This window comes from Hymenobacter sp. GOD-10R (assembly GCF_035609205.1).
In the GTDB taxonomy this organism is placed as follows: domain Bacteria; phylum Bacteroidota; class Bacteroidia; order Cytophagales; family Hymenobacteraceae; genus Hymenobacter.
In genome coordinates, this window is sequence record NZ_CP141185.1 from 51,362 (window position 1) to 63,302 (window position 11,941).

The 11,941-nt window shown below is 58.9% G+C and carries 10 protein-coding genes; all 10 read left to right on the forward strand.

Annotation, left to right across the window (positions count from 1 at the left end; all coding sequences use genetic code 11):
- The first annotated feature begins 380 nt into the window (after positions 1 to 380).
- The 10 genes from SD425_RS26820 (at position 381) to SD425_RS26865 (ending at position 11,936) form a co-directional block, all read left to right on the forward strand.
- Positions 381 to 1,418: a hypothetical protein gene (locus SD425_RS26820; RefSeq protein ID WP_324679903.1), complete on the forward strand. Its 1,038-nt coding sequence runs from the start codon at positions 381 to 383 to the stop codon at positions 1,416 to 1,418.
- A 178-nt stretch (positions 1,419 to 1,596) separates the two neighbouring features.
- Positions 1,597 to 3,864: a heavy metal translocating P-type ATPase gene (locus SD425_RS26825; RefSeq protein ID WP_324679905.1), complete on the forward strand. Its 2,268-nt coding sequence runs from the start codon at positions 1,597 to 1,599 to the stop codon at positions 3,862 to 3,864.
- 12 nt (positions 3,865 to 3,876) lie between these two features.
- A complete protein-coding gene (locus SD425_RS26830) occupies positions 3,877 to 4,254 on the forward strand; it encodes a cupredoxin domain-containing protein (protein WP_324679907.1) in 378 nt (125 codons plus the stop codon).
- Positions 4,254 to 4,889, forward strand: coding sequence for an AraC family transcriptional regulator (locus SD425_RS26835; protein WP_324679909.1), 636 nt, complete (start codon positions 4,254 to 4,256; stop codon positions 4,887 to 4,889). The genes SD425_RS26830 and SD425_RS26835 overlap by 1 nt, the downstream gene beginning before the upstream one ends.
- Positions 4,890 to 5,007: 118 nt before the next feature.
- Entirely contained in the window at positions 5,008 to 6,762 is a 1,755-nt protein-coding gene (locus SD425_RS26840) for a hypothetical protein (protein WP_324679911.1), read from the forward strand.
- 97 nt (positions 6,763 to 6,859) lie between these two features.
- The gene (locus SD425_RS26845) at positions 6,860 to 7,471 is read left to right on the forward strand and encodes a DUF305 domain-containing protein (RefSeq protein ID WP_324679913.1); all 612 of its coding nucleotides are present in this window, start codon (positions 6,860 to 6,862) and stop codon (positions 7,469 to 7,471) included.
- 197 nt (positions 7,472 to 7,668) lie between these two features.
- A complete protein-coding gene (locus tag SD425_RS26850; RefSeq protein ID WP_324679915.1) occupies positions 7,669 to 8,301 on the forward strand; it encodes a DUF305 domain-containing protein in 633 nt (210 codons plus the stop codon).
- 153 nt (positions 8,302 to 8,454) lie between these two features.
- Positions 8,455 to 9,345: a DUF4396 domain-containing protein gene (locus tag SD425_RS26855; RefSeq protein WP_324679917.1), complete on the forward strand. Its 891-nt coding sequence runs from the start codon at positions 8,455 to 8,457 to the stop codon at positions 9,343 to 9,345.
- Between the two features lie 98 nt (positions 9,346 to 9,443).
- Positions 9,444 to 10,691 (forward strand): hypothetical protein, encoded by a 1,248-nt coding sequence (locus SD425_RS26860; RefSeq protein ID WP_324679919.1) that lies wholly within the window; start codon positions 9,444 to 9,446, stop codon positions 10,689 to 10,691.
- A gap of 48 nt (positions 10,692 to 10,739) precedes the next feature.
- Complete coding sequence (locus SD425_RS26865; RefSeq protein ID WP_324679922.1) at positions 10,740 to 11,936, forward strand: restriction endonuclease; 1,197 nt, start codon at positions 10,740 to 10,742, stop codon at positions 11,934 to 11,936.
- Positions 11,937 to 11,941: the final 5 nt, after the last annotated feature.

An 11,941-nucleotide genomic window follows, 5' to 3' on the forward strand; every position in this document is an offset into this window, starting at 1 on the left:
CTAAGCAACCGCAAAATTAGACTTATCTCCGGGAAGGAGTAAGACTGCTTAACTACCAGCAATGCCGCCAAAGGGTTCCGGGGGTAGTAAGAGCGTAGTGGCAGCAGGATGATAAAACGGCGATACTGAGCGCTTCAGCGCCATCTTCTTCCATATCGGATACATGTCGTTTCCGGCCAAAGAGCAAAATTATGCAAGTGGGCTGCGAGATTTTATAAGCAAGCGGGCTATAACTGTTTGATAAAAGTGAAGTGCGAAGACAACTTTCTTCAATCCAATTTCTAGAAAGAGTATCGGGTTTCGTATTCATCATTGGAAGAGCACACCGGTGCAAGCCTGCGCCTGCTCGACCACTAATCTTTTCAATTCTAACAACTCACATGCAAGAACTCAACAACCGCGTGGACGAAATATCCTCGCTCACGAACCACTATCTGGTACGGGCCAAAAGCTCCGGCCACCCCTACTTCACCGATTTTCTGCAAGCGGGCACCTTAATGCAGCAGGTGCTTACGCCCAAGGAATTTGCCTTCTGGTGCGCCGAGAAAATGCTGCTCAAGCAGCAGCCCTTTAACGAGAAGACCTTTATTCAATACGCCGTCGAAACCACGGTGGCGCGGTACTTCGGCGAACGGTTCCCCACCAATTTTCGCGTGGAAGCCAAAATCAATCCTGCTAACGATAAAGACGTGGACTGCGTGTTTGAGGACGCGGGCTTCACGTTCAACGTAGAAGTGAAATGCTCCGATTTCAAGGCCAAGGAGAAGGTGGATAGCCAGGACGCCTTCAAGTACGAAACCGCCGGCCGGCTGCCCGACCGCGGGCAAGAGGCCATGGCCATCGTTTCGGCGGCGCTGGACGAAGGCCTGGCCAAACGCGGTGAGGCGACCAAGCCGCACTTGCCGGCCAAAAACATGGACAACAGCTTAAAGGACTTTCTCGAATCGGCTCACGAGAAGTTTGGTGCGCCCACTGATGAGCAGCACCTCAATGTGCTGGTAGTGGGCTGCGGCGATGCGGAAGACCTGCAGCGCTGGTTTAACTACCTGTGGGAGCATGAGGGTTTGTTTACGCCTACGCCGTTCACGGACCGCTCCTTATACCAGAACGTTGATTTGGTGGTGCTCACGAATCAGTACGATAAGCACAGCCGGTTTTTCGAAAAGGATGTGTCCAATAGCTGGTCGCTCGGGGAGGGCTTCAACCTAATTTTTGGCAACCCCTACCGGCATAGCCTAAAGGAAGCCGCCATCAAGCACTTCATGAATGTACTGCCCAATTTCACCACCGAACTAGGTGCTTATCAGGTGCCGGGTGGGGCACCGGATTATGTGAAGAATATCCGCCGCATCCCGTGGTTTGTGAAAGACCATCTGGAAAAGCAGCACGGGCGCTTCCTCTTCCAGAACCCCTCATAACGGCAGCCGGGAGCCCTTTCCCTTACGAGAAAGGGCTCCGGCAACCCGTCAAATTATGCAATTCTGCGGCGGTATTTAGTACCAACTTCCCCCTTCAGCAGCCGTTCCTTTGTAGCGTGATTATGGGCTTTCGCCAACTGGCTAAATGGCTCAAAAACCACTCATTACGCCGCTTTTTATGGAACCTGCCACTAAAACCGAAACCCTCGACATAGAAGGCATGACCTGCGCCTCGTGCGCGTCCGCCGTCGAGAAGTCGCTCAGCCGCACGCCCGGCGTGCAGCGGGCGATGGTCAACTTTGCCACCGAGAAGGCCACCGTGGACTACGTGCCCACCGAAGCTTCCCCGGCCACGCTCAAGGAAGCCGTCATCAACGCCGGCTACGGCGTGATGGAGCGCGCCCCCGACACCAGCGCCGCCGAACGCAGCGCCGAAATCGACCGCCAGAAGGCCGTGGCCTACGCCAAGCTCAAGCGCCGCTTCTGGGTGGCCGTGGGCCTAGCCCTCCTCATAATGCCGTTGAGCATGCTCATGCTCTGGCCGGCCATGATGGCGCGCATCAATATGCAGTGGCTCAACTATGCCCTGCTGCTGCTCACGCTGCCCGTGCTGCTTTATAGTGGGCGCGAGTTCTACGTGTCGGCCTGGAACGGCTTCAAGCACCGGGCCGCCAACATGGACACGCTTATTGCCGTGGGCACCGGTGCGGCCTTTCTCTACAGCCTGGCGGCTACCGTGGTGCCCGGCTTTTTCACCAGCCGGGGCCTGATGCCCGAGGTATACTATGATACGACAGCAACCATCATTGCCCTGATTCTGCTGGGCAAGGTGCTGGAGCTACGCGCCAAAACCCAGACCTCGGCCGCCATGCGCAGCCTCATCGGCCTGCAAGCCAAAACGGCCCGCGTGGTGCGCCCCGATGGCGCGGAAGTCGACGTGCCCATCGAGCAGGTGCAGCTGGGCGACCTCGTGGTGGTGCGCCCCGGCGAGAAGGTGGCCACCGATGGCCTCATTACCGAAGGCAGTTCGGCGCTCGACGAGGCCATGCTCACGGGCGAAAGCCTACCGGTGCAAAAGCAGGTGGGCGATGCGGTGTTCGGGGCCACGCTCAACAAAACCGGCTCCTTCCGCTTCCGCGTGACCAAGGTGGGCGCCGACACCATGCTCTCGCAGATTGTGAAGCTGGTGGAGGACGCCCAAGGCAGCCGCGCCCCCATTCAGCGGCTGGCCGATAAGGTCAGCTCCATTTTCGTGCCCACGGTGGTGGTCATTGCCATTCTCACGTTCGTGCTGTGGTTTGATTTGGCCCCGGCCGGCACCCGCCTGCCGCTGGCGCTGGTCAACTTCGTGGCCGTGCTCATCATTGCCTGCCCGTGCGCGCTGGGTTTAGCCACGCCTACGGCTATCATGGTCAGCACCGGCAAGGGCGCCGAGCACGGCGTACTGATTCGCAACGCCGAGGCGCTGGAAAAGGCTTACCAGGTGAACACCGTGCTGCTCGACAAAACCGGCACCATCACCAAGGGCGAGCCCGCCGTAACGGATTTCTGGACGCTGCCCGGCCAGGAGGCCAGTCAGCTGCTGCAAGTGGTGGCCGCCGTGGAGCGTCAGAGCGAGCACCCACTGGCCGAGGCCGTGGTGCGCCACGCCGAGGCGCAGGGCGCGGCCAGCCTGACGGCGACCGGCTTCCGGGCCGTGGAAGGCAAAGGGGCCGCCGCCACCGTGAGCGGCCAGGCCGTGCTCATCGGCAACCGTCGACTGCTGGCCGACGAAAGCGTGAGCCTCTCCCCCACCCTGATAACCCAGGCCGAGCAGCTGCTGAGCCAGGCCAAAACCGTGCTCTACATCGCCGTGGCTGGCCAGGCCGTGGGCCTCGTTGGCGTGGCCGATACCGTGCGCGACACCTCGGCCGCCGCCATCAAAAAGCTGCAGGCCCTGGGCATTGAGGTGGTGATGATGACGGGCGACAACGCCGAAACGGCCGCCCAGGTGGCCGGGCAGGTGGGCATCACGCGCTACTTCGCCGAGGTGCTGCCCGCCGATAAGGCCGGCAAGGTGAAGGAGCTGCAGGCCGAGGGCCGCACCGTGGCCATGGTCGGCGACGGCATCAACGACGCGCCGGCGCTGGCCCAGGCCGACATCGGCCTGGCCATCGGCTCGGGTACCGACGTGGCGATGGAAGCGGCCGGCATTACGCTCATGCGCTCCGACCTGAACGGGGTGGTGACGGCCATCGAGCTGAGCCGCCAGACCATTCGCACCATCAAGCAGAACCTGTTTTTTGCCTTCGTCTACAACACGCTGGGCATTCCCGTGGCGGCCGGGCTGCTCTACCCCTTCTTCGGCATTCTGCTCTCGCCCATGCTCGCGGCCGGGGCCATGGCCCTGAGCTCGGTGTCGGTGCTGACCAACTCGCTGCGCCTGCGCAGCTTCGACAATCATTAATTCCACTCTGCTATGGATACGACCGCCATTATGGTAACTGTCATCGGCCTGGCTCTCGCCGGGTTTGTGCTGTGGTACTTCTTTTTCTCGGCCCGCCAGACGGCCAATGCCGTTTCCTCGTCCAGCGGCGTGCAGGAGGTGGCCATTACCGTGAAGGGCGGCTACTCGCCCGACGTGATTGAGGTGGAGCGCGGCAAGCCCGTGCAGCTGAGCTTCTACCGCGACGAGGAAAACAGCTGCTCGGAAGAGCTGCTGATGCCCGATTTCAGTGTTCGCCGCGACCTGCCGGCCTTTAAAACCACGCTGGTGGAGCTGCTGCCGAAGGAAGCCGGCACCTTTACCTTCACCTGCGGCATGGGCATGCTGCGGGGTAGCTTAGTGGTGAAATAATGCCGCACCCCATGAAAGCCGACGTCAGCATCGCCCACGTCCTGCCGCCGCCCGGTTCGCACCGGCTGCTGATTAAGAACATGGTGTGCCCGCAGTGTATCCGGGTGGTGCGCGAGGAGCTGACGGCGCTGGGCCTGACGGTGCACCGGGTAGCCTTGGGCGAGGCCGACGTGAGCACGGCCGACGGCGCGGCTCCCGACTGGGCGGCCATTCGGGCCAGCCTGCAGGAGGCCGGGTTTGAGCTGCTGGAAGACCCCCGCGACCAGCTGGTGGACCGCATCAAAACCCTGCTGGTGGCCCTGATTCATTACCCGCCGCCCGGCCCGCGCCTGCTCAACTACTCGGATTATCTGGTGGAGCACCTGAGCAAGGACTACCACTATCTTTCCCATTTGTTCTCCGCTTCCGAAGGCCTCACGATTGAGAAATTCATCATTCGCCAGAAGGTGGAGCGTGCCAAGGAGCTGATTGGCTACGGCGAGCTGCCCATGGCCGAGGTGGCGCAGCAGCTGGGCTACAGCAGCCCGGCCCACCTCTCGCGCCAGTTCCGGCAGGTGACCGGCCTCACCCCCACCGAGTTTCAGCGGCTAGGGCCAGCCAGCCACGCCCGCCGCAGTCTGGACTCGTTGATTTAGTGGCGTATACTTACTCAACGAAGAGCAGGAGCCTACTTAACGGGCTCCTGCTTTTTTGTGTTGATACCTTTAGAAAGTAGAAAGCGAGCAACCAACCTTGCAAATTCATTGCCTACCCATGACCCGACAGCTACTCGTTGAATTCGATGACCTATTCAGTGGACCCACCCCGTCTGTAACAGCATGCTTGACTGATGTTAGCCGCTTGGATGGCTTGCAGGGCGTTTCGCACCTGCTCGGCTATCTGAGCCAAACCCCGGCCCATGCCCGTGATTACGTTACGGACATGCAACAGATTTTCGGGCCATCCAGCGACCCATTTGCCGAACGCATTTATCTGCTGACTCAGGCGCTGGCCAGTCGTGTTGGCACCAAGCTCAACTTTTTCCATCCTAAAACAGCGCTTCAGCTATTTGGCTACTGCTTTGGGATGGCAGCCGGGCCGGTTAAGCAAACAGATGCCGAGTTTGAGCGCAGCATGTTCACGGCGTGCCTAGTGCTGAATGCAGCCTATATCAAAGAGCAATACCAAGCCATGACGACAGCCCGGCAGCTGTTGCCCCACCAGCCACTCGCGGCGACTGCGCTGGCAGGCACCTTCTCGGATTTCGAGTTGATAAACCATCGGTTGCCTCATATCGCCATCCTGCAGATTATTAAGTCGGTACGGCTATTTGAGTTTCTGGAGGCCGAGTCCCGCTTTGCCCCTTTGCTGGGAGCTTTTCTGCAGCGTTTTAATTGCAAAAACTGGCAATCCTTCTTCAACCAGCTAAGTGGAATTATCAAGCCCGTAACCGAAACTGCTACCCCGGGCCGTATTTCCGTTGAGGTGCCCCCCGGACCAGACCATGATGAGGCTTGCGCATTCCTGCGGCACTTCACCTTGCCAGAAGGACAACCCCTAGATATGGCAGACTTTACCAGCCTGCGCTCAACTCCCCTCTGTGAAGAATCGCCAGGCACCTTCGTGCTGGAATACCCCGTCTTGGTGCTGGAAACCCTACACAAGGGGTTGTATTTCCAGTTCAATCTGGCCAACCGGGCTTTGCCGAAAAGCCAGCGGGAGCCCGACTGGCGCTCGGTGTACTGTGACCTGTTCTCAGAGCAGTACCTGCTTTACCTCCTGCTGGATGCCATTTTCCAAGGCCGTGGTTTGGCCCTGAGCGGCCGCGCTATCTTCGACGGGTGGCAGCTAAAAGGGCAGTCCGAACCGGATTACTATTTCCGCGACGGTAACCGGGCGGTGCTCTTCGAGTCCAAGGACGTGCTGGTTCACAAGGATGCCAAGGCAGGTCACGACTTTGCCACCTACTTGGACGAGGTACGGAAGAAGTTTTACGAAGATGAAGACCAGCACCCCAAAGCAACACGGCAGCTGGCAGGAAACGTGGAACGCTTGCTGCGCCAACAACTGCCGTTTGACAGGGATTTCGACCCGGCGGAGTTGATAATATACCCAGTGCTGGTGGTACACGACCGGCTCTACAACCAGCCGGGCCTGAACGTGGTCGTCAACGACTGGTTTCAGGAGGAACTGGCTAAACTGACGCAGAAGGGGCTGCCCGTGCACAACGTGCGCCCCCTCATTATCATCGACGTTGATACGCTGCTGGCCTACCACGAGGACTTCCGGGATGGGCGGCTGGTGTTTGAAGACACACTGGAAGAGTATGTGGCGTACCTAAATGCCCCGGCCTGGGAGGGCATGAGCGCAGCCGAGGACGAGCAGCGGCAGATGCAGAGCGTACACCCTTTTGCCTTATTTCTAGAGAACTACGCGGAAAAGCGCGATATGCTGGGCATCCCGAAGGAGATGCTGTACCAGATTCTGCCCATCATCAACCGCGGCGCGGACGATGAAACGGGAGCGTGAAGGAGGCCGGAAATTATGCATGGAAATTGCGCGGATATGTAAAATCTAAGCGGCCGGCTGGGGTGTTATGGAACTTCATCAAACATTCATAATTTCCATGCCTCGTTTCCGTATACCCTTGCTGATGCTGGCCCTGCTAGGGCTCTTCGTGGCTTCCTGCTCCAAAAGCCATGACATGGACCCTGACCATAACAAGAGTGTGTACATGACCATTATGATGGACATGATGACGCAGATGGACGCGCAGGCCAAAACCCAGGACCCCGACCACGATTTTGCGGCTCAAATGGTACTGCACCACGAAGCGGCCATCAAAATGGCGCAGGAGGAGCTGAAAAGCGGCTCCAACCAGGAAATGAAAACGACGGCCCAGACCATCATCACCAAGCAGCAGGCCGAAATCACGCAGTTCAACGCCTTCCTCAGCGGCCACTCGGCCCGGCAGCCCCTCGTGCCACAATTCACCCAGCTCCAGAAAACCAACATGGATAAAATGATGGCCAGCAGCGATAAGCGCACCATCACGGGCCGGTCGGACTATGACTTTGCCCAACTAATGGTCGACCATCATCAGGCGGCCATCGACAACTCCGAGGCGCTGCTGGTGCACGGCCGCGAGAACACCACCCGCGCCCTGGCGCAGGCCATCATTGCTGACCAGCGCCAGGAAATCCTGGCGTTGCAGGATTGGCTCACGCGTAACAAGTAGCGTCCGGCGGTACCGCTCAAACGCACGAAAAGGCAGCCCATTCCGGGCTGCCTTTTTTTGTGATAGTCGCGAGCGGCTCTGGTGATGGGCAGCGTGGGTTAGTTGAAAATTATGCAAGCCGGGGCTGCATCGGTATAAATCCTGGGTTAGAGCAGGCCGTTTTAGCAATCAGGAAAACTTAACCACGTCCTGCTATTATGAAAAAGCTATTTCGCCTTCCCCTGCTGGCCCTGCTGCTGGCTTCCGTTACGCTCGTTTCCTCGTGCAGCAAAGACGATTCTGACAGCCTGAAAGTGCAGGCGCATGACCAGAACACCATGATGACCCTCATGCACGACATGATGAAGAAGATGGATGCCATGATGAAAACCCAGGACCCCGACCAGGACTACGCCATGATGATGGTGATGCACCACCAGGGAGCCATTACCATGGCCCAGGAGGAACTGAAAAATGGCAAGGACACCCAGATGCGGGACCTGGCCACCCGCATCATTGCTGCGCAACAGGCCGAAATTACGCAGTTTAACGCGTTTCTGGCCGGTCACCGGGTAGAAACGCCACTCGTACCGGCGTTTAACACGCGCCAGATGATGGCCATGGATAAGATGATGCGCGCCAACGACCTGCGCGTTATCACCGGCAATACCGACCGCGATTTTGCCCAACTCATGCAGGACCACCACCAGAGCGCCATCGAAACGTCGCAGGCCGATTTGGACCTGGGTCGCCACACCGAAACCAAAGCCCTGGCGCGACAGATAATTGACGAGCAAATGATGGAAATAAAGGAGATGCAGGAGTGGCTGCTGACCAACAAAGGCTACTAATGTCCTCCTTCCTTTCACCTGAAAAGCAGCGGGCTACGTAGCCCGCTGCTTTTTAATTTACACCCATTCCCAATGGAAATGCACAACACTCCCTGGCTGCCGGAATGGCTGCTCTGGGCCTGGTTCGGCCTCACGCTCCTCTCGGTGCTCTACGTGGCCTGGGACCTGTTTGCCAGCACCCCGGAGATGAAAGTGATGAAGTGGGGCTGGGTGCTGGTCACGCTCTACACCGGACCGGTGGGGCTGCTGGTGTACTGGTTTTCGTGCCGCGAGCCCTCGCCCGGTACCCACGAGCAGTTCGTAGCGCCACTCTGGAAGCAGGCCGTGGGCTCCACGATTCACTGCGCGGCCGGCGATGCTACGGGCATCATCGTGGCCGCCGCCATCACCGGCTACTTTGGCCTGCGCATGGGCACCGATATCTGGGTGGAATACGCGGCAGGGTTCTTATTCGGGTTGTTTATCTTCCAGGCCCTGTTTATGAAGGACATGATGAACATGAGCTACGGAGAAGCCGTGCGCAGCTCGTTTCTGCCGGAGTGGATGTCGATGAACGCCATGATGGCCGGCATGCTGCCCACCATGGTGCTGCTCATGAGCCGCGACATGCGGGCGATGGAAGCCACCTCGCCCTGGTTCTGGGCCTCGATGTCGGCCGCGACGCTCGTGGGCGTCGTGGTGGCCTACCCCGTCAACTGGTGGCTGGTCAAGCACCAGCTCAAGCACGGCATGGGCACCGAGCGGGCCCTGGGCAAGGGCGGGGCCCCGGTCGCCGCTGGGCACCAGCACGCGGGCATGGCCATGGCCGGCATGACGCACGCCGCCCCGCTGGCCGCCAGCGCGCACACCGGACACGCCATGCCAGGTATGCGCATGGAAGGCGACGGCCAGGTTTCGGCCGGCCGCAAAGCGCTGGTAACGGTGCTCACCTTGGTGATGCTAGCCGCGGGTTACTACGTGGCGGCCCGGTACGGCGACCTTACCATGCGTCCCGGGCAGCCGATGAATATGCCGCAAATGGCCATGCCCGGGATGACGCATTAGGCCGCAACAACCGGCCGAGACGGCGGATTTAGAGCGTCCCGGCTTGCGGACCCCGGGGTTCTGCGCATCTTAGTGGTTCCATTGGCCCACCCCGATTTATGTCCGCCGCGCTACCACCCCTTATCCAGCAATACAAAGCTGATTCCGAGTCCGTTTACAATACCTGGTTTATCAACAACGAAGAGCGCCTGAAGGCTTTCCGCTCCATCCGGCGCGGGGTGCAGCAGGTGGTGAAGGACATCAAAGCCGGCAGCTTCGGCAACGATTTTAAGGGCACTTCGCTTGAATTCGTGCTCAGCGTCATCAGCGAGCAGAAGCAGGTGTTTCAGGGCGCGGCCCACCCCTTCTACTGGAAACCCAAGCTGCGCATCCCCGACATCTACGAGCACGAGGACAACAAGCGGGCCTTCGGCCAGTTTCTGGAAAGCTGCCTGGCAGCCACCACCGAGCAGCAACTGCTCAAGGAAATCGATATTCTGGACCGCCGCAAAATCAAGGGCCTCGGCCCGGCGGTGGCCAGCATCCTGTACTTCCTGCACCCGACCTTGATGCCGCCCTGTAACACGGCCATCGTCAACGGCTTCAATGCCCTGTTCGGGGAGAAAATCAAGCTCGGCTCCTGGCCGGAATACCTGCGCATGCGCGACCGGCTGCGCGACCTTAACCAGGAGCACCGCCAGCACCTGAGCCTCGACTACGGGGCGCTGAGCGGCCTTCTCTTCGACGTGGGCGTGAAGAAGATGATTGCCGGCGACCAGCAGTTTGCCACCGACGAAGACCGCGACAAGTACCAGCAGCAGGCCCAGAAGCGCCACAAGGAGGTGCAGACCGAAGCGCAGGAGGAAAATCAGCACACCGAGATGCAGCACCACCTGCTGCGCGTGGGCAAGGCCCTGGGCTGCGACGTGACCACGGCTATCAACGACCGCAACCGCCTGTGCGGCGGACAGAAGCTCTCGTTTCTCTGCCTCGACCAGCACCCCGAACTGCCCGTGCCCGCTGAGGTGGCCAGCACCATCCGCCTGATTGACATCGTGTGGTTTGCGCCCGGCACCAACCGCGTGGTAGCAGCCTTCGAGGTGGAGAAAAGCACCAGCATCTACAGCGGCATTCTGCGCCTGACGGACCTGGCCTTCTCCATGCCCGAGCACGAAACGGCCCTCTACTTGGTGGTGCCCGATGCCCGCGAGAAGGAAGTGCAGGCCCAACTCTCGCGCCCCGCCATTCGGGCCGCCGGGGCCACCATCCGCTACATCCTGTTTTCGGAGCTGCGCCAGCACTGCGAGGCGCTGTGCAAGTTTGGCGACTCGCCGGCGGCAATGCTGAAGATTGCGCGCTCGGTGTAATCGTCCCTGTTCGTTCTCTGGTATGACTATTAGTTAGCTTGACTATTTATGGCCGAGTATCTGTATCTATGGTTGGTGTTGCTCGGATTTCTGGTTGGATTAGGGCTGCTAGCAATTAGAAAAAACCGGCTTGATAAGCAGCTGGCGCAGGAAAAGAGCAGCCTTTACAAGGATTACCAAACCAGGAATTCCGAGCTAAATGTCCGGGAGAAAATACTCGACAAGCGTACCGCTGATGTGGCTCGATTGGAAAAAGTGTTAACCGAGAAAAGCAAAAGCTTTCCCTGGCTGGCTGGGGCAATTGCGGACCTGGTCTTACTCAACAACAATCAGGTTGCTGACTATTTGGCCTTTAAGCCCCGGCCAGCCAAGTCCTCTGCCCAGGCAGTGCGTGAAGTCGGCAAAGAGAAGCGCATTCTAGCTGCTCAGCTAAAGCACCTGCAGTATGTCATCAACCAGTACGAAGGCCTGTTTCCATTTCTGACGGAGTTCCGCGAAGGAGAAATAGAGGAGGCGCTGCTGGAAATAAAGGATACGTTTGGCGAGCAAGCACCGCAGGAGGCCGACCCGGTGAGTGTTTTTCTGACGGCCGGAGAATACAGCAGCCTCTCCACGACCGAGCGTAACCAGCGGGCCCTGGAGCGATACATGCAGGGCCGGAAAAGCCCTTATCAACTGGGCCGTGACTACGAGCGCTTCGTGGGGTACTTGTATGAGTGCGAAGGCTATACTGTAACCTATTTTGGTATTGAGAATGGCAAGGAGGATTTGGGAAGGGACTTAATCTGTCGTAAAGACGGCAACACCCTCATCGTGCAGTGCAAGTACTGGAGCAAGCACAAGCTCATCCACGAGAAGCACATCAATCAGCTGTTCGGGACCACCGTCAAATTCTATCTGGACTCAGCGCAGAAAAAGCTAGCTGAGCAGCAGCTTCACCTTTTCCCGCAGTTACTGTCCGCCAGTAACATTCTGGGGGTGTTTTGCACCTCAACGGATTTGTCGGATACGGCCCGCAAATTTGCCCAGGCTTTAGGAGTCCAGGTACGGGAGCAGGTGAAGCTGGGAGCTTTTCCGATGATAAAATGCCACATCAGTCCGGCAACGGGTGAGCGGATTTATCACTTGCCATTTGACCAGATGTACGACCGAACCAAGCTGGACAAGGCAGGTGAGTTTTACGCCTTAACCGTTGCGGACGCCGAGGCTAAGGGCTTTAGAAGAGCTTGGCGGTGGCGTGGGTAGTTAAC